Below are 25,326 nucleotides of genomic sequence, written 5' to 3'. Positions count from 1 at the left end.
GCCCTTCCACCCGTTCCGGCCGGATGCGTCCGGCCCTCCCGCTCCCCGAGCTCGACCCGAACCGAGGAACCGTCATGACCCGTATCTCCGATTCCGGACTCTCCGTCGCCGTCGTCGGCGCCACCGGCCAGGTGGGAACCGTGATGCGCGAGATCCTCGCCGAGCGGGCGTTCCCCATCCGTGAGCTGCGCCTGTTCGCCACCGCGCGTTCGGCCGGTCAGGCGATCAACTTCGCCGGCCAGAGCATCGTGGTCGAAGACATCGCGACCGCGGACCCCGCCGGTGTCGACATCGCGCTCTTCTCCGCCGGAGCCACCGGAAGTCGTGCGCACGCGCCGCGGTTCGCCGAGGCCGGTGCGCTCGTGATCGACAACTCCAGTGCGTGGCGCATGGACCCCGAGGTGCCGCTGGTCGTCAGCGAGGTCAACCCGCACGCGATCGACGATGCGGTCAAGGGCATCGTGGCGAACCCGAACTGCACCACGATGGCCGCCATGCCGTTGCTGAAGGCCCTGCACGCCGAGGCGGGTCTGGAACGACTGATCGTCAGCACCTACCAGGCCGTTTCCGGATCGGGTCTCGCGGGGGCACAGGAGCTTCTCGGTCAGATCGAAGGCGTTCTCTCGCAGGGGGACACCCTCCGCCTCGTGCACGACGGTTCAGCCGTGGACTTCCCGCAGCCGGAGAAGTACGTCGCGCCGATCGCGTTCGACGTCATCCCGCTCGCCGGATCCGTCGTCGACGACGGCCTGAACGAGACCGACGAGGAGAAGAAGCTCCGCAACGAGAGCCGCAAGATCCTCGAGCTCCCCGACCTCCGCGTCGCGGGAACGTGCGTGCGCGTGCCGGTCTTCACCGGCCACTCGCTGTCGATCAACGCCGAGTTCGCCCGCGACATCACGCCCGAGCGGGCCCGCGAGGTGCTGGCGGATGCTCCCGGGGTGCGTCTGGAAGAGGTTCCGACCCCGCTGCAGGCTGCCGGTCAGGACCCGAGCTTCGTCGGCCGCATCCGGCAGGATCAGTCCGCCCCCGAAGGCCGCGGTCTCGTGCTGTTCATCAGCAACGACAACCTGCGCAAGGGGGCGGCGCTGAACGCCGTGCAGATCGCCGAGGTCGTCGCGGCCCGTCGCGGCGTCACGGCGTGAGTTCGGCGCTTTCCGCCCGCGCGCCTAGAATCGACGGGTGACCGAACCCGCCGACGTCGTGCTGATCGGTGGTGGCATCATGAGTGCCACCCTGGGCACGCTCATCTCCGAACTGCAGCCCGACTGGAAGATCGTCGTCTACGAACGGCTGAGCGATGTCGCCGAGGAGAGTTCGAACGCCTGGAACAACGCCGGCACGGGTCACGCTGCGCTGTGCGAGCTGAACTACATGCCCGAGGCGAAGGACGGCACCGTCGACCCCGCCAAGGCCATCTCGATCAACGAGCAGTTCCAGCAGAGCCGGCAGTTCTGGACATCCCTCGTCGACGCCGGAGTGCTCGACGCCCCCTCGACGTTCATCAATGCGACGCCGCACATGACCTTCGTGCGCGGCGAGAAGGACGTGGCCTACCTCAAGAAGCGCTACGAGGCGCTGAAGGACCAGCCGCTGTTCGCCGGGATCGAGTACAGCGAGGACTCCCGCGTCATCAATCAGTGGGCGCCGCTGCTGATGGACAAGCGTCGCGCCGGTGAGCCGTTCGCGGCCACGCGCGTCCCCGCCGGAACCGACGTCGACTTCGGGGCGCTCACGCGCCAGATGTTCGCCGCGCTCCGCGAGCGGGGTGTCGAGGTGATCACCAACCGCGAAGTGCGCAAGGTCAAGCGTCGCGGCGACGGCTCGTGGCGCATCCATTGGCGGGACACCATCGGCCGCACCCCCGGCACGAGCGATGCGAAGTTCGTCTTCGTCGGCGCGGGCGGCTGGGCGATCAAGCTGCTGCAGTCCTCGCGCATTCCCGAGATCTCCGGCTACGGCGTGTTCCCGATCGGCGGTCAGTGGCTGAAGACGTCGAATCCGGCGATCGTCGCCCGCCACCGGGCGAAGGTGTACTCGCAGGCCTCCGTCGGCGCACCCCCCATGTCCGTCCCGCACCTGGACACCCGCGTCGTGGACGGTGAGACCTCGCTGCTGTTCGGCCCCTTCGCGACCTTCAGCCCGAAGTTCCTCAAGAACGGACGCTGGTTCGATCTGTTCGCGCAGGTGCGTCCCGGCAACATCCTGCCGATGCTCAAGGTCGCGATCGACAACCCCGGCCTCATCAAGTACCTCGTGAGCGAGCTGCTGAAGAATCACGCGCAGAAGGTGGCGAGCCTGCGTGATTTCATGCCCACAGCCAAAGACGAGGACTGGGAGCTGCTCGACGCCGGCCAGCGCGCCCAGGTGATGAAGAAGGACCCCAAGAAGCTCGGCGTGCTGCAGTTCGGCACCGAGGTCGTCACGAGCGCGGACGGGTCGATCGCCGGTCTTCTGGGAGCCTCGCCCGGCGCCTCGACGGCGGTGTCCATCATGCTCGGGCTGCTGAAGACCTGCTTCCCCGACCGCGTGTCGGAGTGGGAGCCGCGGCTGCGAGAGCTCATCCCGAGCTACGGCGAGACGCTCAACCCCCGCCCGGAGGCGGCGGACGCGGTGCTGGACACGACCGCCCGGGTTCTCGCCATCCAGCGATGATCCGCGCAGCGGGCATGTCCGCAGCGACGGGCACGGTCGGACGCCGGTAGGAGGAGGAGTCGTGGCGAAGCTCTACTTCCGCTACGGGGCGATGAACTCCGGCAAGTCCACCGCCCTGCTTCAGGCGGCGTACAACTACGAGGAGCGCGGTCAGCGCGTGCTGCTGGCCAAGCCTGCCATCGACACCAAAGACGCCGATCGCGTCTCGAGCCGTCTCGGCGTCACGCGGCCGGTCGACTTCCTGATCCGTCCCGATGAGGACCTGCGCGCTCTGTTCGCCGAGCATCGCGCGCGCGTTCAGGCGGAGGCGCGGGAGAGTCTGCTCCCCGATGAAGACCCACCGCGGCGCGCCGACGTGGCGTGCCTGCTGCTCGACGAGGCGCAATTCCTCACCCCGGCTCAGGTCGACGATCTGATGCGGATCGTCGTCCTCGACCGCATCCCGGTTCTCGCCTACGGCATCCGCACCGATTTCCGCACCGAGGCGTTCCCCGGCTCGCGACGCCTCATGGAGCTGGCGCACAGTCTCGAGGAGCTGAAGACCATCTGCCGCTGCGGACGGAAGGCGCTTTTCAACGCGCGCCTGGTGGGCGGGAGGTTCGTCTTCGACGGCGACCAGGTCGCGATTGACGAGCTGACGGCGGACCGCGTGACCTACGAGTCGATGTGCGCGGAGTGCTACCTGGGTGAGTCGGGCGGACGGCTGGACGGACGCTGATCGCCCGCCGGGGCGGTGCTGGCTAGTCTGGAGGCATGCGAGTACTCCTTGCCGGCGGGGCCGGCTACATCGGCGCGCACACCGCCGTCTCCCTGCTCGACGCCGGACACGAGGTCGTGCTGCTCGACGACCTGTCGGGCACGAGCGCCGTCGCGGCGCAGCGCGTCGAGCGGATCACCGGCAAGAGCGCCCCGCTCGTGGTCGGGAACGCCGCCGACGACGAGGTCGTCGAGAGCGCGTTCGCCGACCACGGCCCGATCGACGCCATCATCCACTTCGCCGCCTTCAAGGCGGTCGGGGAGTCGACCCAGAAGCCGCTGGAGTACTACGCCAACAACCTCGACACCACCTTCGCGCTGCTGCGCGTCGGCCTCGCACACGGCATCCGCTCCTTCGTCTTCTCGAGCACCGGAACCGTCTACTCCGACCCCGCCGACCTGCCGTTCACCGAGGAGTCGACCACGAGCGTCGACCTCTCGAACGCCTACAGCAAGTCCAAGCGCATGAACGAGGTCGTGCTGGCGGATGTCGCGCGCGTGAACCCCGACGTCAATGTCACGGTGCTGCGGTACTTCAACCCGGTGGGCGCGCACACGAGCGGCCTGATCGGCGAGGACCCCACCGGCATCCCGAACAACCTCATGCCGTACGTCTCGCGTGTCGCCATCGGAGCACTTGAGCGCATCGGCGTCTTCGGCGATGACTACGACACCCCCGACGGAACGGGACTCCGCGACTACATCCACGTCGTCGATCTCGCCGACGGGCACGTCTCCGCGCTCGAGAAGGCCGCACCGGGATACGCGGTGTACAACCTCGGCACGGGTCGGCCCGTGAGCGTGCTCGAGCTGATCTCCTCCTTCGAGAAGGCCGTCGGGCGCAAGCTCCCCACCCAGATCCTGGACCGCCGCCCCGGTGACGTCGCGGCGACCTACTGCGACCCGGCGAAGGCGGAACGCGAGCTCGGGTGGAAGGCGCGATTCGGCATCGACGAGGCGTCGCGCGACTATTGGACCTGGCAGTCGCAGAACCCGCAGGGATACGCGACCGCCGAGTAGTCACCGCGCCGCCTCGGCAGACGGCTTCCGTGGTCTGACCACAGTGTGTACGATGGTCAGACCACGGAAGGAAAACGTTTCATGGCGGAACCGTCGACGCCTGCACCGTCGCGTGCGTGGCAGGTCGTGCTCGAGAAGATCGAGAACGATCTGCTCGAAGGGCGCCTCGGGCCGGGGGACCGGCTCCCCGCCGAGCGGGAGCTCGCCGGGAGCCTCGGCGTCGGCCGCTCGAGCGTGCGCGAGGCGCTTCGCGTGCTCGAGGTCATGGGACTCATCCGCACCGGCACCGGATCGGGCCCGGCATCGGGCGCGATCATCGTCGCCGCCCCGACGGGCGGCATGCAGGCCCTCCTGAGACTGCAGGTCGCCGCACAGGGCTTCCCCCTCCACGACGTCGTGCGCACGCGGCTCGCGCTCGAGGAAGCCGTCGTCGACACGCTCGCGCGGGACCCGGATCGGAGCATCCGGGAGTCCCGCCGCGTGATGGCGGCGATGGCGGCGACCGATCTGACGCCGGGGGAGTTCCTCGCGCTCGACGCGCAGCTGCACCTGAGCCTGGCCGAGGCATCGGGCAACGTCGTGATCTCCGCGATGATGGCCGGGCTCCGCACATCCATCGAGTCCTACGTTCGCCGGGGCGCCGACAACATCGACGACTGGGATGCGACGGCGGCGCGCCTGCGCGACGAGCACGCCGAGATCCTCGCGGCCGTCGACGACGGCGACCCCGCTCGCGCCCGCCGTCTCGTCAACGAGCACATCTCCGGCTACTACGCCCACGCGGGGCTGTCCCGCTGATCGTCCATCGCAGAAGGAAAAGGAAACCATGGTCCAGCGTCAGCTGCCCAAGCCCGCCGAGCTCCTCGAACTCATGCAGTTCAAGAAGCCCGAGCTGAATCCCACCCGGCGTCGTCTCGAGGGTGCCCTCACGATCTACGACCTGCAGCGCATCGCCAAGAGGCGCACGCCGAAGGCCGCTTACGACTACACCGACGGTGCCGCCGAGGGGGAGCTGTCGCTGGCGCGAGCGCGTCAGGCGTTCGAGGACATCGAGTTCCATCCTGACGTGCTGCGCCCCGCCGAGCACGTCGACACCTCGACCGAGGTGCTCGGGGGACCGAGCGCGCTGCCGTTCGGCATCGCGCCGACCGGCTTCACGCGTCTCATGCAGACGGAGGGCGAGACGGCCGGGGCGGGTGCTGCCGGAGCCGCCGGCATCCCGTTCACGCTGTCGACGCTCGGCACGACCTCGATCGAAGACGTCAAGGCCGCCAACCCCACCGGGCGCAACTGGTTCCAGCTCTACGTCATGCGCGACCGCGACATCTCGTACGGCCTCGTGCGCCGAGCCGCCGAAGCAGGCTTCGACACGCTCATGTTCACGGTCGACACGCCCATCGCCGGCGCGCGACTGCGAGACAAGCGCAACGGATTCTCGATCCCCCCGCAGCTGACGGTCGGCACCATCCTCAACGCCATCCCGCGCCCATGGTGGTGGATCGACTTCCTCACCACCCCCAAGCTGGAGTTCGCGTCGCTGTCGACGACAGGGGGAACGGTCGGCGAACTGCTCAACGCCGCGATGGATCCGACGATCAGCTACGAGGATCTCGAGATCATCCGGCAGATGTGGCCGGGGAAGATCGTCATCAAGGGTGTGCAGAACGTCGCCGACTCCAAGAAGCTCATCGACCTCGGGGTCGACGGCATCGTGCTCTCCAACCACGGTGGCCGTCAGCTGGACCGCGCACCCGTACCGTTCCACCTGCTCCCGCAGGTGGTGCGCGAGGTCGGCAAGGACGCCACGATCATGGTCGACACGGGCATCATGAACGGCGCGGACATCGTCGCATCGATCGCGCTGGGGGCGAAGTTCACCCTCATCGGCCGCGCGTACCTCTACGGCCTGATGGCCGGCGGGCGCGCCGGCGTCGACAAGACGATCGACATCCTGCGCACCGAACTCACGCGCACCATGGCCCTCCTCGGCGTCTCGTCGCTGGAGGAACTCGAGCCGCGTCATGTCACGCAGCTGCAGCGCATGACCCCGATCGCCGCTCCGGGAGCCCGGACCGCACCCCGCACGCGGTCGACGGCGTCGAAGGCCGGCGCGAAGGCTTGACCCCGCCCGCCCGTTCGCAACTCCTCAAGACCGTGCCCGTGGCGGCCCCGTTGGGCGAGTTCGGCGCTCCGCGGCGCGGTTCTTGCGGAGTTGCGAACACGCGCGGCGGCCCTTGGCGGGCCCGGTGGGCCGTCTGTCAGCGCGAGGGAAGGGTGGGGATGAGAGCGTCGAGCACCTCGGCGGTCTCCTCCCACCCGTCCACGGCCTGGCAGGCCACGCCCATGGCGAGCACCGGGTAGTCGTTCCCGTCGGGGTCGAGGCGGTCGCCGATGAAGAGCATGTCGTCCAGGCTGATGCCCGTCTGCTCCGAGAGCCGGCGCATTCCGTACGCCTTGTCGATCCCGCGGTGGGTGATGTCCACCGAGGTCGAGCCGCCCGAGCGCACCTCGAGGTCGGGGATGCGGTCGGCGACGGCCTGACGCAGCGCGTTCTTCTTTTCGCCGGTGGGATCCCAGGCCTTTTTGGCTTCGAGCGGCGCCGTCTGCCCGAGCGCGGAGAAGGTGATCTGCGAGCCGCGGTCTTCGAGGATGGGCCCCCAGGTCTCGCTCTCCCAGAGACCGAGGCGGCGAGCCTCTTCTTCGACGGCGGCGAGGGCGCGGGTCTTCTCGTCGGCGGTCAGGCTGTGTGCGTAGACGGTCTGCACGTCGCCGTCGCGGAGGCGGTAGTACTGGGTGCCGCAGGTGGGCAGCAGGTGCAGGTGCTCGAGCGTCTGCGGGTCGGCCTCCGGCAGGCGTTCGACGACCTGACGGCGGAACTGCGTGAGCTGTCCGCCGGAGATCACGGCGACCTCGACGCGTTCGGCGAGCGCGATCAGCAGGTCGCCGATGCGCGGGTCGATGGCGCTCTTCGAGGGGGCGAGGGTGTCGTCGAGGTCGAAGGCGACCAGTCGGATGCTGTCGGGCACGATTCTCCACATCGTCGATGTTCACCGCACTCGAGGCATGCCGCGCACGCCCCTACAGGAAAGGCCCCACCCGAAGGTGGAGCCTCTCTGCGGTCGGGGTGACAGGATTTGAACCTGCGGCCTCTTCGTCCCGAACGAAGCGCGCTACCAAGCTGCGCCACACCCCGGTGGCAACCCGACGAGTCTACCCTGCTTCGTGCCGTGCTCCCAATCGGGACGGCACTCGTGGCGCGGGCTCAGGAGCGTCGCGCGCGCAGGCCGAGGGCGGCGAGACCGAGGGAGACGAGGCCGATCCCCGCTGCGGCCCACACCTGAACCGGCGCACCCGCGACGGCCGCATCGGCACCGGTCGCGGCGAGGTCGTCGACGATGGTCGCCTCGCCCTCTTCGCCGCATTCGCCGCGGTGCAGCACGATCGGTTCCCCGTCCGACGACGTGGGCCGGTACTGCAGCTGTGCGACCCACTGCACCGTGCCGGATGTCTCCGACACGACCGATGGCGACGTGTACTCGCCGCTGCCCGAGACCGGTACGGGGCTGGTCTCGGTGAGCAGGTCGGTGCAGTCCGGCTCGTCGCCGGTGGCGTGCCGGTAGGCGAAGAAGACCAGCTCGGCGTCGGCCGCCACGTCGAGGCCGGTGACGGTGGCGACGTCGGTGAACTCCTCACCGGTCGCCGCGCGCGGTGTCGCGCGGGTGGTGACAGCGGGCCGTTCGACCACGGTGGTCTCCTCTTCGATTCCACACGCCCCCGTCGAGAGCACGCGTTCTTCGCCTCCTTCCGGCTGCCACCGCAGCTCCTCGACCCAGTAGTACGTCCCCGACGCGTCCGTCGGGACCGCGGGCGAGGTGTGGTCGCCTTCGGCGGTGACGGCGACGGGCTCGGTGACGGCGAGGAGGGCGTCGTCGGTGCATGCGTTCGCCGGCTCCACGCCCTCGCGGGCGAGGTAGAGGCGGAAGACGAGGGAGGTTGCGCCCGTGGTGGGAACGGGGCCCGACACCGTCGCGGTGTCGACGATCGCGGCGCCGAAGCCGGCGGTGGGCTGCGCGCGGGTGACGACGGTCGGCGGGACAGCCGCCCCGGTCTCCTCGGGGATGCCGCAGCGTCCGAGGTGAACGAGCGCACCCTCGGCATCGACGGTCGTCTCCTGCCAGTAGTACGTGCCGAAGTCGGGAACGATCGGTGCCGTGAAGGTGGTCGTGCCCGGCTCGAGGACGTGCTCGGCATCCGATGCCCAGACGAGGTTTTCTTCAGTGCAGGCGTCCTCGGCGGCGACGCCGTCGACGGCGCGGAAGACCGCGGTGCTCACCGAGAGCCCGTCACGGGGGACCGGCGCCGCGACGATCACATCGTCGCTCATGGTCTCGCCCACCGTGAGGTCGGACTCCGCCAGAGAGGACACCGCCGGCACCATCACGGTCTGACTGCGCACCCCGTACTCCTCCTGCCACACGTAGCCCTCCGCCAGACGTTCGCGCACGGGGGCGGATTGGTCCTCCGCCCGGATGCGCCAGACGGCGGTGTAGAAGCCCGGCGCCGTGAGGGGCTCGGACCCCTCGACGCGATAGGTGATCGTCGGTCCGCCGGAGGGGTCCGTCGTCAGAGCGAGGGCGGCGACCGGATCGCCGGGAGCGGGATCGCCCGGGTTCGGCTCGACATCGCTGCGGTACAGGTCCGCCGACGCGCTCACCGGCAGGTAGGCGCCGTCCTCGTCCCGCGGCCAGATACCCGCCCCGACCGAGAACGACACCTCGTCGACGAAGACGCCGTCTGCGACGTAGCGCTCGGCGACCTGTGTGGTGATCGTCGGTGCGAACTCGATGTCCCGCGGATGCTCGTCCGCTCCTTCGACCTCGATCGGGGACGCACCCGCGGGCCCGGCCGTGTCCTGGCCGCCCGGGGTCGTGAAGTATCGCACCGCGGCCAGCGGGGCCGCCGGGAAGGCGCCGACACCGCTCACGGTGACGCTTCCCCCCTCGGCCGACGGGACGACGCGGATCTCATACGTCTCGCCCGCGCGGGCCTTCTCGAGTGTCGTCCCGCCGGACGTGAACTCGGCGCCGGTCAGATCGATACGGCCGGTCCCACCGGCACCGTCCACCTGTGCGGTGACCGTGCCGAGGAGCACGTCATCGGGGTCGGTGGTGAACACGAGGCGGCCGGATCCCTTGGCGGCACCCGCCGAGAGCGCGGTGGCCTCGGCGTAGTACGAGGTCGCGAGTTCCTGCACGCGCTTGTTGTGCTCCGGCGCGAGGGCCGAGAAGGTCCAGTTCACTGCGCCGGCGAGACTGTCGCCGCGGTAGCCGAACGCGTGGAGCGTCTCGTCCCAGTCCGCGATGGCCTTCACCGCCCATCCGACACTCGCCGCCTGCACCGGATCGTCGGTCTGACCGTAGGTGGTCACGAGGTGGTTGATGGCGGTGAGCTGCTTCGCGCTGAGCCCGGCGGCGTCGCTGCGCACCCCGTGATCGGTCGTGGGACCGGTGGGGGCGGCGAGGCCGGGCCGGATGCAGTAGGTGTCGACGTCGCCCACGCGCATGGAGCCGTGCCAGCCGTACTGCGACGTGGGCGCCCACGTGCCGAAGCCGGCCCCCGCTTCGGCCGCTTGCGATGTGGAGGGCGCCAGCCACGACGCGATGACGAAGCCGCCGGAGACGACGGCGATCAGGATCCCGACAAGGAGGAGGGCGCGCTTCATGCTCCGATCGTGCGGGTGCGCCCGTGCCGGAGCGGCGGCGTTCTCCACGCTTGTGGACGGGCCACCGCCGATGGCGTGCTGTGGAGGGGAAGTGGGTCAGGCGCGTGCGGTAAGGGTAACCAGCGATGCCTCGGGGCGGCATCCGAACCGCACCGGCGCGAAGATCGAGTGGCCGATGCCCGCGCTGACGTTGAGGGGCACGTCGCGGCCGGCGCGTGCCCAGCTGCTGAGGCCGCGTGCCTGATCGAGCGGGATGTCGCAGTTGGCCACGAGCGCCGACGCCGAGCCGGGGATGCGCACCTGGCCGCCGTGCGTGTGACCGGCCCACAGGGTGCCTGCGCCGAGATCGACGAACGCGTCCAGCACGTGTCGGTACGGGGCGTGCGTGACGCCGAGGGTGAGGGCCGCCTCCGACCGGTCGCCGAGGGTCTCGAGCGCCCCCGGCAGCGCATCCAGCCGCTCCCAGCCGCGGTGGGCGTCGCTGACGCCGAAGGCGTCGAGGCGCAGACCGCCGACGGCGAGGCTGCCGGCGGCGTTGTTGAGGTCCATCCACCCGAGCTCGTCGCGCAGGTAGGAGTCGAGGGCGTCGGTGTCCAGCGCCACCTCGCGGTGCTTCGTGCGGCTGGGGCCGAGGAAGTACCGGAACGGGTTGCGCGGCGAGGGTGCGCTGACGTCGTTCGATCCGTGCACGAACACACCCGGGATGCCGCGCAGCGAATCGAAGGCGCGACGGATGCCGACAAGGCCCTCGGCGTGGCCGAGGTTGTCGCCCGTGTTGACGACGAGATCGGGCTCCAGGTCGGCGAGGGTCGCCATCCACTGCTGCTTGCGATGCTGCCACGGCGCCATGTGGGCGTCGGAGACGTGCAGTACTTTCAGTGCGCGGCTTCCGGCGGGGAGTACGGCGAGCGTGTGGCGGCGGACGGTGAACAGGTACCGCTCGATGCCGACGCCCCAGACCGCGGCTCCCGCGCCGACCGCCCCCACTGCCGCGAGGGCGGTGAGGGCGGTCTGGCCGGCGCGTCGCGCCACTAGCAGGACTCGGCGCGGTAGTTCACCGAAATGGTGTCGCTGCGGTTGACGAGCTCGCCGGCTCCGGGGCTGGTGCCGGTCACCTGGGTGGTGCCGTTTCCGTCGCCATTCCCGTTGCCCCCGCCGTTGTCATCGTCATCGTCGTCACCGTTTCCGGTCGCCTCGCAGCTGCCCGGCTGGACGCTGCCGAAGCCCGCGGAACGCAGCGAGCTGACCGCATCCTGCAGCGACTGACCCGACACGTCCGGAACCGTCACGCCCTGACCGTTGGACGGGCGGATCGTGACGTTCGTGCCACCGGCCACGCGGCCCGCGCCGGGGCTCTGCTCGGCGATGGTGCCTGCGGCTTCGCTCGAGTCGACCTCGTCACCGACGGTCACGCTGAATCCAGCCTGTTGGAGGGTCGCCGTCGCCTGATCGACCGACATGCCCACGACGTTCGGCAGATCGGTGTAGACCGTGCGCAGCAGGTTCTGGTCGGGAGCGGGGAACTCGCCACCGCCGTACTTCGCGTTCGCCGCCGCCTGCACGCCCTTGCCCAGGGCGTAGCGGTAGTACGCGACGCCGTAGTCGAAGACGTCTTGGAATCCCTCGATGTTGCCGACCCATGCGGCGGTCGCGACCTTCGTGCTCGACTCGACGAGCCACGTCTGCGAGGTTTCGTGCGTTCCGGTCTTGCCGATCACGGGAATGCCGTCGTACGGGTTTCCCTGCGCGCCCGTGCCGCCGTTCATCACGCCCTGAAGAGCGTAGGCAGCGGTCGCTGCAACCGATTCGTCCAGCACCCGCTCGCACGACCGCTCCGGGACGGGGAGCTCATTGCCATCGGAATCGGTCACCCGATCGATTGCCTGCGGCTCGCAATAGACACCACCGTTGGCGACCGTCGCATATGCGCCGGCGACCGAGATCGGCGACACGTTGAGATCACCGAGGACGGAGAAGGCGCCCATCTTGTCGGACTCGGCCGGCTGGCCCGTCTTCGCGTTGACGACGCCCATCTTCGTCGCGTCCGCCTGAATGTCGCACAGGTCGAGTTGCTCGGCCATGGCGAGGAAGCCGGAGTTGAGGGACGCGGCGGTGAACTGCATGGGAGTTCCTACGCGGCCTGGATCCCGTGCGAAGTTGTTGATCGCCTCCGCGCCGTTGTCGATCCACCACCCGCCTTCGACACAACTGTTCTGTAGACGAGTGACCTTGTGCACCCGCCCGTTGAGAACTTCGTTGAGAGAGTTCCCGTTCTCGAGCCAATCGATCAGGGTGAACAGCTTGTACGTAGAACCCGCAGAGAATCCGTTGGACGAGCCAAAGGTCGAGTCACCGGCGTAGACGAGTGACGTCTTCGTCGGGTCGCCGACGTCGTCGGCCCGCTCGCTGAACGTCTTGTTCTGCGCGATCGAGAGGATGCGGCCGGTCTCGGCCTCGATGCTCACGGTGGTCGATCCGAGCTGCATGCCGTCGATCGACTGCGGCACGGTCTCGTTCATGGTCTGCTCGGCGGCGAGCTGCAGGTCGATGTCGAGCGTGGTGTAGATGTTCAGGCCACCGCGGCGCAGGGCGGCGTCGCGCTCATCCTGCGTCTCGCCGAAGGCGGGATCCTTGGCGATGACGTCCTGCACGTACTTGCAGAAGAACGCCGACCCGCCGGCCTCGGCACAGCCGGAGGACGGCACGGTGATGTTCGGCTCGATGGGCGACTTGGCCGCCTCGACGTACTGCTCCTGCGTGATCTTGCCGTCGTCGAGCATGCGGCTGAGCACGTAGAGCTGACGTCCCTTGGTGAGGGTGTAGCCGTCGGCGGCTGCGAGGTACTCCTCTTCGGTGATCGTGCCGTCGGCCAGGAGCGTGTCGAGGGCGGTGATCGTGCCGTCGCCCTCGTTGACCTCGCCGTCGGGCGCGGTGTTCAGTGGCGCGCCCTCGCTGTTGGTGGTCGAGCCGCCGGGCTGGTCGATGCGGTACGTGTTCGGGTTCTGAACGATGCCCGCGAGCGTCGCGGCCTGGGCGACGCTGAGATCGGACGAACTGACATTGAAGTAGTACCGCGCGGCGGCCTCGATGCCGTAGTTGGTGCCGCCGAAGTTGGCGATGTTCAGGTAACCGAGCAGGATGTCGTTCTTCGAGTACTTCTGCTCCAGCGCGATGGCGTAGCGCATCTCCTGCAGCTTGCGCTGGTAGCCCTCGACGCCGGCTGCGGTGGTCGCCTCGGTCCAGCAGGCGAGCTTGGCGGCGGCCTCTTCTTCGGCCGTCTCGCCCTCGGCGTTGCTCTCGCACTGCTGGATGAGGATGTTCTTGACGTACTGCTGGCTGATCGAGGAGCCACCCTGCGTCTCGCCGCCCTGCGCATTGCTGAGGAGAGCGCGCGTGGTGCCGATGAGGTCGACGCCGCCGTGCTGGTAGTAGCGCGGGTCTTCGCTGGAGAGGATCGCGTCGTACATGACCGGGGCGACCTCGTCGTACGTCACCGGCTCGCGGTTCTGGTCGTAGAACTGCGTCAACTCGACGTAGTCCCCGTCGGAGTTCTTGTAGTAGATGGTGGAGGGAAGCATGAGCTTCTCGATCTCCAGCACGCTCGGCAGCTTGTCGAACATCGTGATGGCGCTCGACGCCGCGGCACCGGTCACGGCGATGGCGGGCGTGACCGTGGCGGTGATGAGAACACCGGCGACCGCGCTCAGGCCGACGAGTCCCAGGATCCCCCCGAGCGCACCGCTAGCCGTCCGATTCTTCTGAGGCATAGGCTTGATCGTAGGGGAGGTAGCTGGGGAACCCCTTGACGACCGGCGCCGATCCGCCAAACGCACCGAACCCCCGAGGAGCCTCGATGACGACGTGGGAGTACATGACCACGCCCTTGCTGATTCACAACACCGCCGCCATCTTGAACAACTGGGGCAAGCAGGGCTGGGAGCTCGTGCAGGTCGTTCCCGGTCCCGAGGGCGGCCTGGTCGGCTACTTCAAGCGTCCTTCCGGCGGCGACGGCGCAGCGAACACGGCGGGGCTGGATGCGGCCGCGCAGGCCGCGCGCCAGTTCGACGGAGGTGCGGCGTGAGCGTCTCGGAACGTCTCGCGGACCTGGGGATCGAGCTGCCGCAGGTGGTGCCGCCCGTCGCCGCATACGTGCCGGCGAAGGTGCACGGCGACCTCGTCTACACCGCGGGCCAGCTCCCCATCGTCGGAGGTGCACTGCCCGCCACCGGCAAGGTCGGTGACGGCGAGGGTCTCGTCGCCGCCGCCGATGCCCAGGGCTACGCACGCCAGTGCGCGCTGAACGCCGTCGCGGCAGCAGCGGCTGCGGCCGGAGGCGTCGACCGGCTGAGCGGCGTGCTCAAGGTCGTCGGCTTCGTCTCGTCCGTTCCCGATTTCACCGGCCAGCCCGGCGTCATCAATGGTGCGAGCGACGTGCTCGGGGAGATCTTCGGCGAGTCCGGCCGGCACGCACGGTCGGCCGTCGGCGTGCCGGTTCTGCCCCTGGACAGCCCGGTAGAGGTCGAGGTCGTCTTCACCCTCGCCTGAGGCCCGCAGTTTCGTCTCGTCGCTGCGCTCCTCGCTCAACGACCAGGGCGGTCCCGGCTGCCTTTTCCGGTCGTTGAGCGAGCGGAGCGAGACGAAACGCGGCCGCCCGTCACTCCCGGCCGATGGCGTCACGCACGAGGCGGCGCAGCTGCGGCACCTTCTCCTCGACGAACCACGGGTTCCGCGTGCGCCAGCCGCGCGCGAGGGGCGATGGATGCACGATGGGGTACATCGGCAGGAACGTCTCGGCTGCGCGCACGTTGGCGGTCACATCCGATGACCCGAGATAGCGGCGCTGCGCGTAGCCGCCGATGACGATGCGCAGGCGCACGTCGGCGAACCGCTCGAGGAACATCGGGTGCCAGCGGTCGGCGAAGTCTCGGCGCGGCGGCTTGTCGCCGCTGGTCCCCTTGCCCGGGAAGTAGGCGTCCATCGGCAGCACCGCGACGAGGTCGGGGTTCCAGAACTCCTCGTCGGTCACTCCCATCCAGCTGCGCAGGAGGCGTCCGCTGGGGTCGTCGAAGGCGATGCCGGACGCCTGGGCGAGTCGCCCCGGCGCCTGGCTGAGGATGAGCACGCGCGCCCGCTCGGTGCCGACGATCAGCGGGTCCCATCCGCGCTCGCGCGCCCAGGCGTTGGAGGGATGCTCCGCGACGCGGGCGCGCAACGCGTCGAGAGAGCTCATCGGCCCAGTCTGCCGGGCGGAGCGCGCGGGTGTCGCTATGACGTGATCTTCGCCTGGATCGTGGACATCACCATCGTGTCGGCGAGGGTCGTGGTGTCGCCGACCTCGCGTCCTTCGGCGACGTCGCGCAGTAGCCGCCTCATGATCTTGCCCGACCGGGTCTTCGGAAGCTCGGCCACGATGTAGATGTCGCGCGGACGGGCGATCGGACCGATCTGCTCGCCGACCCAGCGGCGCAGCGTCTCGGCGAGACCCTCGGCCGAGTGGGCGTCGAGGAAGCTCTGCTTGAGGATGACGAACGCCACCACCGCCTGCCCGGTGGTCTCATCCGACGCCCCGACGACGGCGGCTTCGGCGGTCGCTTCGTGCGCGACGAGAGCCGACTCGATCTCCGCGGTCGACAGCCGATGCCCGGAGACGTTCATGACGTCGTCGACACGGCCGAGCAGCCAGACGTCGCCGTCGTCGTCGAGCCGCGCGCCGTCGCCGGCGAAGTAGAACCCGCGATCGGCGAACTTCGACCAGTACGTCTCGACGAACCTGTCGGGATCGCCCCAGATGCCGCGCAGCATGCTCGGCCACGGCTCGGTGACCACGAGCAGGCCGCCGTTGCCGTTCCCCACGTGCTCACCGCTCTCGTCGACGACGTCGACCGCGATCCCCGGGAGGGGCACCTGCGCCGATCCCGGTTTGGCCTCGGTGACCCCGGGAAGGGCCGAGATCATGATCGCGCCCGTCTCGGTCTGCCACCAGGTGTCCACGATCGGTGCGCGGCCCGACCCGATGATCTCGCGGTACCACATCCACGCCTCGGGGTTGATGGGTTCACCGACCGACCCGAGCAGACGCAGACTCGACAGGTCGAACGACTGCGGCACGGTGCGGCCGATCTTCATGAACGAGCGGATGGCGGTCGGTGCGGTGTAGAGCACCGTGACGCTGTACTTCTCGACGAGCTCCCACCAGCGCCCCGGATGCGGCGTGTCCGGCGTGCCCTCGTACAGCACCTGGGTGGCGCCGTTGGCGAGCGGGCCGTAGGTGACGTACGAGTGACCGGTGATCCATCCGATGTCGGCGGTGCACCAGTAGACGTCGGTGTCGGGATGGATGTCGTGCACGACCCGGTTGGTGAAGGCCGCCTGGGTGAGGTAGCCCCCCGATGTGTGCAGGATCCCCTTGGGCTTCCCGGTGGTGCCGGAGGTGTAGAGGATGAACAGCGGCGTCTCGGCGGGGAAGGCCTCCGCTTCATGGTCGGCCGAGGCCGCGGGGACGACGTCGTGCCACCAGAGGTCGCGCTCGGCGTTCCATTCGACGTCGTTGCCGCCGCGGCGCACCACCAGCACGTGCTCGACCGTCTCTTGCGGACCGCTGCCGTTGCGGTCGGCGAGGGCGGCGTCGACCGCAGGTTTCAAGGCCGACACCTTTCCCTTGCGATACCCGCCGTCGGCGGTGATCACGAGCTTCGCGCCGGCATCGTCGATGCGTGCGCGCAGACTGTCGGCGGAGAAGCCGCCGAAGACGACCGAGTGGATGGCGCCGACGCGCGCGACGGCGAGCATCGCGGCGATCGCCTCGGGGATCATCGGCAGATAGATCGCGACGCGGTCTCCCCGGCCGACGCCGAGATCGGTGAGCACGTTCGCGACGCGCTTGACCTCGTCGGTGAGCTCCGCGTAGGTCACGCGTCGTTCATCGCCGGGCTCGCCCTCCCAGAGCAGGGCGACCCGGTCGCCGTGGCCGGCTTCGACGTGGCGGTCGAGGCAGTTGTAGGCGACGTTGAGCTCACCGTCGGCGAACCACTCCGCGAACGGCGGATTCGACCAGTCGAGGGTCGTGGTGAACGGCGTGTGCCAGTGGAGCAGGTCGCGGGCCTGCTCGGCCCAGAACGCCGGCCGGTCGGCCTCCGCCCTCGCGTAGAGCTCGGCGTCGCCGACGGCTGCGGCGGCGAACGCGGGGGAGGGGGAGAATCGCCGATCCTCGCTCAGCAGGTGGTCGATCTGACTGCTCATCGGGGCTCCTTCGCATCGGTGCGGGCGGCGCATGCGGCCGTCCGAGTCGCAGCAAATCTAGCCAGCGGGGGCGCGTCGGACCACCCCCGAGAGGAGGTATCGAGAACGCGCGCAGGAGATATCGAGAACATCACCGATATATCGGAAGGAAAGCGCTCAGAAGGCACTTTCCGCCCCGCCGGGCCACGTACACTCGTCTCGGCCGAACATCGATTCTGGCATCGCGACCCCCGACACCCCCCAACTCCGGGCGGTCGCACACGGCGGCATCCCATTCCCCCCATGGGATGCCGCCTTCTCTCTTTCCGGGACTCCTCCTCCACATCCCGCTACCCGCGCTCGGGCATCCACCGCAGCGTCGCCGGAGCCGTTCCGCTGCTCAGGGTCTCTCTACCGTCGGGGCATGGCCGCTCCTTTCGTCGTCGCTCGTCGAGGCGAGCCGCGCCCTGTTTCGGTGGAGACTCCGGGTGCCTCTGTCGCCGTCGCGGCGACGCCTCCGGTCGTGCGCGCCGAGGCGACCTCGCCCGAGGTGATGCGCCCGTTCGACCGTGTGCTCGAGGACCCGAGTGTGACCGACCTCTTCGTCAGTGCCGCGCGCGGCCTGCACGTCGACCGTGGCGGCGGCGCGCGCCCCGAACCGGGCTGGCGCCTGACCGAGGAAGAGGTGCGCAATCTCGCGATCGCGCTGATCGGAGCGGGGGACCGGCACATCGATGACGCCCACCCGTGCATCGACGTGCGGCTCGCCGAGGGCATCCGGGTTCATGCGGTGCTTCCGCCCATCGCCCTCGCCGGAACCGAGATCTCGATCCGGATCCCGCGCGTGGCTCGTCCGGGGCTCGACGAGCTCGAGCGCTCGGGCATGTTCGACGCGCCCGTTCGCGCCTGGCTGGAGAAGATCGTGGGCGAGCGCCGGAACATCCTCGTCACCGGGGCTGCGGGTGCGGGCAAGACGACGCTGCTCGCCGCGCTGCTGTCGGCGGCCGCGCACACGGAGCGCATCGTCACGGTCGAGGACGTTGCCGAGCTGAGAGTGGGGCATCCGCATCACGTGCGCCTGGAGGCGCGGCAGGCGAATCTCGAGGGTGCCGGGGCGATCGACCTTGCGCGGCTCGTGCGCGAGGCGCTGCGCATGCGCCCGGATCGTCTCGCGGTCGGCGAGGTGCGCGGTGCGGAACTGCGGGATCTGCTGGGGGCGCTGAACACCGGCCACGACGGCGGCGCGGGCACGGTGCACGCGAACGGCATCGCCGAGGTCGCCGCCCGACTCGAGGCCCTCGGCGCGCTCGCCGGCTGGGACGATCGCACTCTCGCTCGACAGACCGTCAGCGCGGTCCATCTCGTGATCCACGTCGCCCGATCCGGCGACGGCGCCCGGCGCATCGCGGCCGTCGGCCGGCCGACCCTCGAGGAGTCGGGTCGTCTTCGCGTGGAGGAACTGACGTGGCCGCCCGCCTGATGCGCCGTCGCGTCCAGCCCGACCGGGCCGATCCGGCGGGGACGGTGCTGCGGCTCGCGGTCATGCTGCAGGCCGGTGTGGGTCCCGCCCGCTCGTGGGAGATGCTCGCGGCCGCCGGCGACATCGCGGCGGTCCGCGTCATGGCCGCCGTCTCCGACGGAGGCGATCTGGCCACGGCGATCGCCTCGTCGGCGGCCGGACCGCCGCATCGGCGCCGAGACCCCGGGGCGTCGGAGCGCGCGGCGGCATGGGGTGATGTGGCGGCCGCGTGGCGCGTCGCGACGACGGTCGGAGCACCGCTGGCCGCGAGCCTGCGCGGATTGTCCGTCGCCCTCCGCGACGCCGAGGAGGCGGCCGACGACGTGCGCGTCGCCCTGGCGGAGCCTCGCGCGACGGCGAGGCTGATGGGATGGCTTCCCGCGGTCGGCGTCGTGCTGGCCGCGGCCTTCGGATTCGACACGTTCGCCGCCCTCACCCGCTCGCCCCTGGGCGCCGTGTGTCTCGTGGGCGGTCTGCTGCTCACCCTGGCGGCGCACCGGTGGAACGCGGTCCTCGTGCGTAAGGCCGGCGGCGCATCCCACATCCCCGGCATGGGGGCGGAGCTGTTCGCCATCGCCTTGAGCGGAGGGGTGTCGATCGCACGCGCGCAGGCACTCGTCGCCTCGGCCTCGGCACTCACGGAAAGCGCCGAGGAGCGCGACGTCGCCGAGCCGGCACTCGAACTCTCCCGTCGGGCGGGCGTACCCGCGGTCGAGATGCTGCGCGCATCGGCGGCTCTCGCGCGACATCGCGCCCGCGTCGACGGACGCCTGCGCGCCGCCCACCTCGCCTCGCGCCTTCTCGTACCGCTCGGGGTGTGCACGCTGCCGGCGTTCCTGCTGCTCGGTGTCGCCCCGATGATGCTCGGCGTGCTCGGGGCCGTGCCGCTCGATCTCCCATCCGCCCCGCCCTGACCCGACAAGCGTGCCCCGAAGAAACCACCGCAAGAGATGGAGTATCCGATGTCCTTTCCGACCCTCACCACTGCCCGAGCCCGACGTCTGTTCGCTGACGACAGCGGGGCTGCGACCGCCGAGTACGCGATCGCCACCATGGCAGCCGTCGCCTTCGCGGGACTCCTGGTGGTCATCATGAGATCCGACGAGGTGCGCGGCATCCTCACCGACCTGGTCCGCCGCGCCCTCACGGTCGAATGAGGCGCGGCGTTCTCGGCGGCGGGTTCCCGACCGACGACCGCGGGGCCGTCGCCGCCGAGTTCGCCGTCGCGCTGCCGGCCCTGGTTCTGGTGATCGCGCTGGGGGTCGGCGCGTTGAGCGCCGGCTCCCGGCAGGTGCGCCTGCAGGATGCCGTCGCCGACGCGGCGCGTCTGGCAGCCCGCGAGGAGGATCCCGGGCGGGCGGCCGGCGCCGTCACCTCGGCGGTCCACGGCGCCTCGGTCGAGATCACGGCGCGGGGCGATCTCGTCTGCGTACGCGCTGCGATCGACGCCGCGCCGCTGCCGATCACCCTGCGGGCGGAAGGCTGCGCGCTGGCGGGCGGACTCTGATGCCAGGCACCGCAGCCACGGTCGGCGCGATCGGTGCCGCAACGACCCTCATCGGAGCGCTCGCCGTCGTCGGCATAGCGTCCGGCGCCGCCCAGCGACTCGCCGGGGCCGCCGACGCCGCGGCCCTCGCCGCCGCCGATGCCGCCTCGGGCGCGGCGACCGGGGTGCCCTGCGAGCGAGCCGCGGAGGTCGCCGAAGCGAACGGCGTCACCGTGGCATCGTGCGACCTCGCGGAGCTCATCGCGACCGTGACGCTGTCGTCGACATTCGCGGGGATGCCCTTCCACGCGTCGGCGCGAGCCGGCCCACCGCCGTGACGGGTGGTTCTCAGCGACACGCAATCGGGCGGTGTGTATGGTGTGCATCGACGAAAGGACCCCCCGTTGGCCACAGGCAAGAAGCTCGTCATCGTCGAGTCGCCGACCAAGATGAGGTCGATCCAGGGATACCTGGGCGATGACTACGAGGTGCTCAGCTCGGTCGGGCACATCCGCGATCTCGCGGACAAGAAGCAGATCCCGGCGGAGAAGAAAGAGGCCTACGGCAAGTACTCCATCGACGTCGAGAACGGCTTCGATCCGTACTACGTCGAGAGCGAGCGGGGGCGCAAGACGGTCACCGAGCTCAAGCGGGCGCTGAAGCAGGCCGATGAGCTTTTGCTCGCCACCGATGAAGACCGCGAGGGCGAAGCCATCGCGTGGCACCTTCTGGAGACGCTCAAGCCGAAGGTTCCGGTCAAGCGCATGGTCTTCCACGAGATCACCAAGGACGCCATCCGCGCCGCGGTGCAGAACACCCGCGAGCTCGACCTCGCGCTCGTCGACGCGCAGGAGACCCGCCGCATCCTCGACCGGCTCTACGGCTGGGACGTCAGCCCCGTGCTGTGGTTCAAGGTTCAGCAGGGAACCTCCGCGGGTCGCGTCCAGTCGGCCGCGACGCGCCTGGTCGTCGACCGCGAGCGCGAGCGCATGGCGTTCGTCTCGGCGTCGTATTGGGGGATCGACGCGACGGCGGTCACCCTGCGCGAAGCCACCGACCCCGAGAAGTCCTTCTCAGCCCGTCTGGTGCGCATCGACGGGGGAACCCTCGCGCGCGGCACCGACTTCGACGACCGCGGTGAGCTCAAGAAGGCGGTTCTCGTTCTCAGCGAGACCGAGGCGAACGATCTCGCCGAGGCCATCCGCACCGCGTCTCGCGCATCCGTGTCCCACCTCGAGGCGAAGCCGGGAACCCGCAGCCCCAAGGCCCCGTTTACGACCTCCACGATGCAGCAGGAGGCCGGTCGCAAGCTCTCGATGAGCGCGAAGCACGCGATGAGCGTGGCGCAGCGCCTGTACGAGAAGGGGTTCATCACCTATATGCGAACGGACTCGACGGCGCTGTCCAAGCAGGCGGTCGAAGCAGCTCGTGCGCAGGCCGTGAGCCTCTACGGCGACAAGGCCGTGCCGGCCAACCCCCGGCTGTATCGCAGCAACTCCAAGAACGCGCAGGAGGCGCACGAGGCGATCCGTCCTTCGGGCGATGACTTCCGCACTCCGTCGTCGGTGGCCGGCGAACTGGACCGCGACGAGCAGCGCCTGTACGACCTCATCTGGAAGCGCACCATGGCCAGCCAGATGGCCGACGCCAAGTACGAGACCACCACGGTCACGCTCGAGGTCGACGCCGACGGGCGTCGTGTGGAACTGACGGCCTCGGGAACGGTCTACACCTTCAAGGGCTTCCTCGAGGCGTACGAAGAGGGCAGTGACGAGAAGCACGGCGACGCCGACAAGGCGGCCGACCAGTCGCTGCCGCAGCTGGCGGTCGGAGACGTGCTGCGCCTGTCCGAGGTCGAGCCGAAGGGTCACGCCACCTCTCCCAAGCCGCGCTACACCGAGGCGAGCCTCGTCAAGGCGCTCGAGGAGAAGGGGATCGGGCGCCCCTCGACGTTCGCGAGCATCATCGACGTCATCCTCAACCGCGGATACGTCTCCAAGCGCGGGCAGGCGCTCATCCCGAGCTGGCTCGCCTTCAGCGTGGTGCGGTTGCTCGAGCAGCACTTCGCCGATCTCGTCGACTACGACTTCACCGCGGCGCTCGAGGACGACCTCGATGCGATCGCCCGCGGCGAGCAGAAGCGCGTCGACTGGCTGCACGAGTTCTACTGGGGATCCGACGCGCACGTCGGACTGCGCAACATCGTCGACAACCTGGGCGAGATCGACGCCCGCGCGCTGAACTCCACGCCCATCGGCGACGTGGCGACCCTGCGCTTCGGCAAGTACGGGCCGTATCTGGAGGTGCCGAACGCCGAGGACCCCGAGGGCGAGCCGCGACGGGTCAACATCCCCGAAGACCTGGCCCCGGATGAGCTCACCGTCGAGAAGGCGACCGAGCTGATCGAGGCGCCCGTCGCCGGCGACCGCGTGCTGGGCGTGAACCCCGACACCGGCAAGCATATCGTCGTGAAGGACGGGCGCTACGGGCCGTACGTGCAGGAGCTCGAGCCGGAGCCCGAGGAGCCGGCGGCTCCCGCCGAGGCCGAGGCCCCGAAAAAGCGCGCGACCAAGAAGAAGGACGCCCCCAAGCCGCGCACCGCGTCGCTGTTCAAGTCGATGTCGGTCGACACCGTCGATCTGGAGACCGCGCTGCGGCTGCTGTCGCTCCCGCGCACCGTGGGCGAGGACCCGGAAAGCGGCGAGCCCATCACCGCGCAGAACGGGCGGTACGGTCCGTACCTCAAGAAGGGCACCGACTCGCGCACGCTGGAGAGTGAGCAGCAGCTCTTCGACGTCACCCTCGAGCAGGCACTCGAGATCTACAAGCAGCCGAAGTACGGCGCGCGCCGCGCCGCCAGTGCGCTGAAGGAGTTCGAGGCCGACCCGACCTCGGGCAAGCCGATCAAGCTGCGCGACGGCCGCTTCGGGCCGTATGTCACCGATGGCGAGACGAACGCGACCATTCCCCGCGGCGAAGATGTCGAGGCGGTCACCTTCGAGCGTGCCGTGCAGCTCCTCGCCGACAAGCGCGCCAAGGGCCCGGCCCCCAAGCGCAAGCGGGCGACGACGACGCGCAAGACGACCTCGAAGAAGTCGTGACCCGCGGACTCTTCGTCACCCTCGAGGGCGGCGACGGCGCCGGCAAGACGACACAGGCCCAGCTGCTCGCGGAATGGCTCTCCGATCGCGGGGCGAGCGTGGTCCGTACCCGGGAACCCGGCGGCACGGAGGTGGGCGCCCTCATCCGCGACATCGTGCTGCACCATCGGGGCGAGGTCGCCCCTCGCGCCGAAGCGCTCCTCTACGCCGCCGACCGTGCGCACCACATCGCCACGCTCGTGCGGCCCGCGCTCGAGCGAGGCGATGTGGTCATCCAGGACCGCTACCTCGACTCGTCGGTCGCCTACCAGGGCGCCGGGCGCGTGCTCGGACGCGACGAGGTGCGCGACCTGTCCCTGTGGGCGACCGAGGGGCTCCTGCCCGACCTGACGGTGCTCCTCGACCTCGATCCCCACCTCGCGCGCAGTCGGCTGGATGCGGACGACAAGCCCTTCGATCGCCTCGAGGCCGAGAAGGAGGTCTTCCACGCCGCGGTGCGCGCCGAGTTCCTCGCGCTGGCCACCGCCGAGCCGGACCGCTTCCTCGTCGTGGACGCCATGCGCCCCGCCGGGGAGATCGCCGGTGCAGTCCGCGACCGGGTGGCAGTCCTCCTCGAGGCGCGTTCCGGCGACGTCGGCGCGGCGGATTAGGCTGACGACCATGGATGCGACGGCCGACCCGGTGTCTCCCGTCGACGTCGTCGATCCCGCACCGCTTCCCTGGGACGCCGTGTGGGGCCAGCCCGACGCCGTGGAGATCCTGCGGGCCGCGGCGGCGGATCCCACGGCGATGACGCACGCGTGGCTCATCACCGGACCCCCCGGCTCCGGGCGCTCGACCCTCGCCTACGCGTTCGCGGCGGCGCTGATCGCGGAGCCCGGCGACGAGACGGTGATGCGGCAGGTGCTCGCCCGCACCCATCCCGATCTGACGGCGCTGCGCACGGAGCAGGTCATCATCCGCATCGACGAGGCGCGCAAGCTCGTCGAACGCGCCTTCTACGCGCCGTCGCTCGGTCGGCACCGCGTGATCGTCGTGGAAGACGCCGATCGCATGGCCGAGCGCACCTCGAACGTGCTGCTGAAGGCCCTCGAGGAACCACCCGACCACACGGTGTGGGTGCTCTGCGCGCCGAGCGACGCCGATCTGCTCCCGACCATCCGCTCGCGGGTGCGCACCCTGCGGCTCCGCGACCCGGAGGTCGACGACGTCGCCCGCCTGATCGTGCAGCGCACCGGCGCCGATCCCGGGGTCGCCGAGCAGTCGGCGCGGCACGCCCAGCGGCACATCGGCATGGCGCAGCGTCTGGCGACCGACGTGGCCGCCCGAGCGCGACGCGAAGAGACCCTGCGCGGCGTGCTCGGGGTGCGCGGGGTCGGCGACGCGGTCGAGGTCGCCGCGCGCATCGTGCAGGCGGCCACCGACGACGCGAAGGCGCTCACCGCGGAACGCGACGAGGCCGAGCGCGCCGACCTGCGGCGCACGCTCGGAGTCGCCGACGGTGCCGCCCTGCCGCCCGCCGTGCGCTCCCAGGTGACCGCGCTCGAGGATGAGCAGAAGCGTCGCGCGACCCGGAGTCTGCGCGACGGCATCGACCGCGTGCTCACCGATCTGCAGTCGATGTACCGCGATGTCGTGATGCTGGCCTTCGAGCGCGAGGCGGACATGATCAACCGCGAGCTCGAGTCGGAACTGCGCGCGCTCGCTCAGACCTGGGGCCCGCGGCGCGCCCTGGTGGTACTGGATCGCATCGCCGAGACGCGGCGCAACCTCGAACAGAACGTCAACCCCACCCTGGCCCTCGAGAGCTTGCTGGTCACCGTCGCCAGCGGGAGGACACCGTGAAGAC

At 69.9% G+C, this 25,326-nt stretch carries 22 protein-coding genes and 1 tRNA gene; 16 read left to right on the top strand and 7 right to left on the bottom strand.

Annotated elements, in window-relative coordinates; translation table 11 throughout:
- The first annotated feature begins 74 nt into the window (after window positions 1–74).
- The 6 genes from ACGG9C_RS05170 (at window position 75) to ACGG9C_RS05145 (ending at window position 6,553) form a co-directional block, all read left to right on the top strand.
- Window positions 75–1,145, top strand: a complete 1,071-nt coding sequence (locus ACGG9C_RS05170; RefSeq protein ID WP_194384781.1) for an aspartate-semialdehyde dehydrogenase — start codon at window positions 75–77, stop codon at window positions 1,143–1,145.
- A 37-nt stretch (window positions 1,146–1,182) separates the two neighbouring features.
- Complete coding sequence (locus ACGG9C_RS05165; RefSeq protein ID WP_194384782.1) at window positions 1,183–2,655, top strand: malate:quinone oxidoreductase; 1,473 nt, start codon at window positions 1,183–1,185, stop codon at window positions 2,653–2,655.
- A 61-nt stretch (window positions 2,656–2,716) separates the two neighbouring features.
- Window positions 2,717–3,373: a thymidine kinase gene (locus ACGG9C_RS05160; protein WP_194384783.1), complete on the top strand. Its 657-nt coding sequence runs from the start codon at window positions 2,717–2,719 to the stop codon at window positions 3,371–3,373.
- A gap of 35 nt (window positions 3,374–3,408) precedes the next feature.
- Entirely contained in the window at window positions 3,409–4,431 is a 1,023-nt protein-coding gene (gene galE, locus ACGG9C_RS05155; RefSeq protein ID WP_071044412.1) for a UDP-glucose 4-epimerase GalE, read from the top strand.
- Window positions 4,432–4,512: 81 nt separating this feature from the next.
- Window positions 4,513–5,229 (top strand): FadR/GntR family transcriptional regulator, encoded by a 717-nt coding sequence (locus ACGG9C_RS05150; protein WP_194384784.1) that lies wholly within the window; start codon window positions 4,513–4,515, stop codon window positions 5,227–5,229.
- A gap of 28 nt (window positions 5,230–5,257) precedes the next feature.
- Window positions 5,258–6,553, top strand: a complete 1,296-nt coding sequence (locus ACGG9C_RS05145; RefSeq protein WP_194384785.1) for an alpha-hydroxy acid oxidase — start codon at window positions 5,258–5,260, stop codon at window positions 6,551–6,553.
- Between the two features lie 136 nt (window positions 6,554–6,689).
- Here the strand turns inward: ACGG9C_RS05145 and ACGG9C_RS05140 are convergent, their stop codons facing one another.
- The 5 genes from ACGG9C_RS05140 to ACGG9C_RS05120 form a co-directional block, all read right to left on the bottom strand.
- Window positions 6,690–7,469, bottom strand: coding sequence for an HAD-IIB family hydrolase (locus ACGG9C_RS05140; protein WP_194384786.1), 780 nt, complete (start codon window positions 7,467–7,469; stop codon window positions 6,690–6,692).
- An 81-nt stretch (window positions 7,470–7,550) separates the two neighbouring features.
- Window positions 7,551–7,624, bottom strand: a tRNA-Pro gene (locus tag ACGG9C_RS05135).
- 69 nt (window positions 7,625–7,693) lie between these two features.
- Window positions 7,694–10,153: a hypothetical protein gene (locus tag ACGG9C_RS05130; RefSeq protein ID WP_194384787.1), complete on the bottom strand. Its 2,460-nt coding sequence runs from the start codon at window positions 10,151–10,153 to the stop codon at window positions 7,694–7,696.
- Between the two features lie 96 nt (window positions 10,154–10,249).
- On the bottom strand, window positions 10,250–11,185 hold the full coding sequence (locus ACGG9C_RS05125) for a metallophosphoesterase (RefSeq protein ID WP_390178365.1): 936 nt from the start codon (window positions 11,183–11,185) through the stop codon (window positions 10,250–10,252).
- Window positions 11,185–13,920, bottom strand: a complete 2,736-nt coding sequence (locus tag ACGG9C_RS05120; RefSeq protein WP_390178364.1) for a transglycosylase domain-containing protein — start codon at window positions 13,918–13,920, stop codon at window positions 11,185–11,187. Before ACGG9C_RS05120 ends, ACGG9C_RS05125 begins: the two co-directional genes overlap by 1 nt.
- Before the next feature lie 86 nt (window positions 13,921–14,006).
- Here ACGG9C_RS05120 and ACGG9C_RS05115 point away from each other — a divergent pair, with 86 nt between their 5' ends.
- Complete coding sequence (locus ACGG9C_RS05115) at window positions 14,007–14,234, top strand: DUF4177 domain-containing protein (protein ID WP_071044419.1); 228 nt, start codon at window positions 14,007–14,009, stop codon at window positions 14,232–14,234.
- Window positions 14,231–14,698: a RidA family protein gene (locus tag ACGG9C_RS05110; protein WP_071044420.1), complete on the top strand. Its 468-nt coding sequence runs from the start codon at window positions 14,231–14,233 to the stop codon at window positions 14,696–14,698. The genes ACGG9C_RS05115 and ACGG9C_RS05110 overlap by 4 nt, the downstream gene beginning before the upstream one ends.
- Before the next feature lie 109 nt (window positions 14,699–14,807).
- Here ACGG9C_RS05110 and ACGG9C_RS05105 read toward each other — a convergent pair whose 3' ends face one another.
- Both ACGG9C_RS05105 and acs read right to left on the bottom strand, forming a co-directional pair.
- Entirely contained in the window at window positions 14,808–15,383 is a 576-nt protein-coding gene (locus tag ACGG9C_RS05105) for a uracil-DNA glycosylase family protein (protein WP_390178363.1), read from the bottom strand.
- Between the two features lie 35 nt (window positions 15,384–15,418).
- Window positions 15,419–17,392, bottom strand: coding sequence for an acetate--CoA ligase (acs, locus tag ACGG9C_RS05100; RefSeq protein ID WP_194384792.1), 1,974 nt, complete (start codon window positions 17,390–17,392; stop codon window positions 15,419–15,421).
- Window positions 17,393–17,795: 403 nt separating this feature from the next.
- On the opposite strand from acs, the gene ACGG9C_RS05095 reads away from it, so the two are divergent.
- The 8 genes from ACGG9C_RS05095 to ACGG9C_RS05060 all read left to right on the top strand — a co-directional run bounded on the left by ACGG9C_RS05095 (window position 17,796) and on the right by ACGG9C_RS05060 (window position 25,322).
- Window positions 17,796–18,851, top strand: coding sequence for a TadA family conjugal transfer-associated ATPase (locus ACGG9C_RS05095; protein ID WP_194384793.1), 1,056 nt, complete (start codon window positions 17,796–17,798; stop codon window positions 18,849–18,851).
- Entirely contained in the window at window positions 18,836–19,804 is a 969-nt protein-coding gene (locus ACGG9C_RS05090; protein ID WP_349675991.1) for a type II secretion system F family protein, read from the top strand. The genes ACGG9C_RS05095 and ACGG9C_RS05090 overlap by 16 nt, the downstream gene beginning before the upstream one ends.
- Window positions 19,805–19,852: 48 nt before the next feature.
- Window positions 19,853–20,047, top strand: a complete 195-nt coding sequence (locus ACGG9C_RS05085) for a DUF4244 domain-containing protein (protein ID WP_143003687.1) — start codon at window positions 19,853–19,855, stop codon at window positions 20,045–20,047.
- The gene (locus tag ACGG9C_RS05080; RefSeq protein ID WP_390178362.1) at window positions 20,044–20,397 is read left to right on the top strand and encodes a TadE family type IV pilus minor pilin; all 354 of its coding nucleotides are present in this window, start codon (window positions 20,044–20,046) and stop codon (window positions 20,395–20,397) included. The genes ACGG9C_RS05085 and ACGG9C_RS05080 overlap by 4 nt, the downstream gene beginning before the upstream one ends.
- A complete protein-coding gene (locus tag ACGG9C_RS05075) occupies window positions 20,397–20,714 on the top strand; it encodes an Rv3654c family TadE-like protein (protein ID WP_390178361.1) in 318 nt (105 codons plus the stop codon). Before ACGG9C_RS05080 ends, ACGG9C_RS05075 begins: the two co-directional genes overlap by 1 nt.
- 66 nt (window positions 20,715–20,780) lie before the next feature.
- Complete coding sequence (topA, locus tag ACGG9C_RS05070) at window positions 20,781–23,477, top strand: type I DNA topoisomerase (protein ID WP_075807105.1); 2,697 nt, start codon at window positions 20,781–20,783, stop codon at window positions 23,475–23,477.
- On the top strand, window positions 23,474–24,127 hold the full coding sequence (tmk, locus tag ACGG9C_RS05065; protein ID WP_071044425.1) for a dTMP kinase: 654 nt from the start codon (window positions 23,474–23,476) through the stop codon (window positions 24,125–24,127). The genes topA and tmk overlap by 4 nt, the downstream gene beginning before the upstream one ends.
- A gap of 10 nt (window positions 24,128–24,137) precedes the next feature.
- Complete coding sequence (locus tag ACGG9C_RS05060) at window positions 24,138–25,322, top strand: DNA polymerase III subunit delta' (protein WP_071044426.1); 1,185 nt, start codon at window positions 24,138–24,140, stop codon at window positions 25,320–25,322.
- Window positions 25,323–25,326: the final 4 nt, after the last annotated feature.

The organism is Microbacterium sp. MTN4-26 (assembly GCF_042846595.1).
GTDB classification, from domain to species: Bacteria; Actinomycetota; Actinomycetes; order Actinomycetales; family Microbacteriaceae; genus Microbacterium; species Microbacterium luteum.
The sequence above is the reverse complement of the archived record's forward strand: the minus strand, read 5'-3'. Positions and strand labels throughout refer to the sequence as shown.

Excerpts from the sequence above, each read along its gene's own strand:
- ACGG9C_RS05120 (WP_390178364.1), bottom strand. The coding sequence starts at position 13,920 with ATGCCTCAGAAGAATCGGACGGCTAGCGGTGCGCTCGGGGGGATCCTG.
- ACGG9C_RS05130 (WP_194384787.1), bottom strand. The coding sequence starts at position 10,153 with ATGAAGCGCGCCCTCCTCCTTGTCGGGATCCTGATCGCCGTCGTCTCC.
- ACGG9C_RS05095 (WP_194384793.1), top strand. The coding sequence starts at position 17,796 with ATGGCCGCTCCTTTCGTCGTCGCTCGTCGAGGCGAGCCGCGCCCTGTT.
- ACGG9C_RS05150 (WP_194384784.1), top strand. The coding sequence starts at position 4,513 with ATGGCGGAACCGTCGACGCCTGCACCGTCGCGTGCGTGGCAGGTCGTG.
- acs (WP_194384792.1), bottom strand. The coding sequence starts at position 17,392 with ATGAGCAGTCAGATCGACCACCTGCTGAGCGAGGATCGGCGATTCTCC.
- ACGG9C_RS05085 (WP_143003687.1), top strand. The coding sequence starts at position 19,853 with ATGTCCTTTCCGACCCTCACCACTGCCCGAGCCCGACGTCTGTTCGCT.
- ACGG9C_RS05170 (WP_194384781.1), top strand. The coding sequence starts at position 75 with ATGACCCGTATCTCCGATTCCGGACTCTCCGTCGCCGTCGTCGGCGCC.
- ACGG9C_RS05145 (WP_194384785.1), top strand. The coding sequence starts at position 5,258 with ATGGTCCAGCGTCAGCTGCCCAAGCCCGCCGAGCTCCTCGAACTCATG.
- ACGG9C_RS05115 (WP_071044419.1), top strand. The coding sequence starts at position 14,007 with ATGACGACGTGGGAGTACATGACCACGCCCTTGCTGATTCACAACACC.
- galE (WP_071044412.1), top strand. The coding sequence starts at position 3,409 with ATGCGAGTACTCCTTGCCGGCGGGGCCGGCTACATCGGCGCGCACACC.
- ACGG9C_RS05075 (WP_390178361.1), top strand. The coding sequence starts at position 20,397 with ATGCCAGGCACCGCAGCCACGGTCGGCGCGATCGGTGCCGCAACGACC.
- ACGG9C_RS05140 (WP_194384786.1), bottom strand. The coding sequence starts at position 7,469 with ATGTGGAGAATCGTGCCCGACAGCATCCGACTGGTCGCCTTCGACCTC.
- ACGG9C_RS05105 (WP_390178363.1), bottom strand. The coding sequence starts at position 15,383 with ATGAGCTCTCTCGACGCGTTGCGCGCCCGCGTCGCGGAGCATCCCTCC.
- ACGG9C_RS05060 (WP_071044426.1), top strand. The coding sequence starts at position 24,138 with ATGGATGCGACGGCCGACCCGGTGTCTCCCGTCGACGTCGTCGATCCC.
- ACGG9C_RS05080 (WP_390178362.1), top strand. The coding sequence starts at position 20,044 with ATGAGGCGCGGCGTTCTCGGCGGCGGGTTCCCGACCGACGACCGCGGG.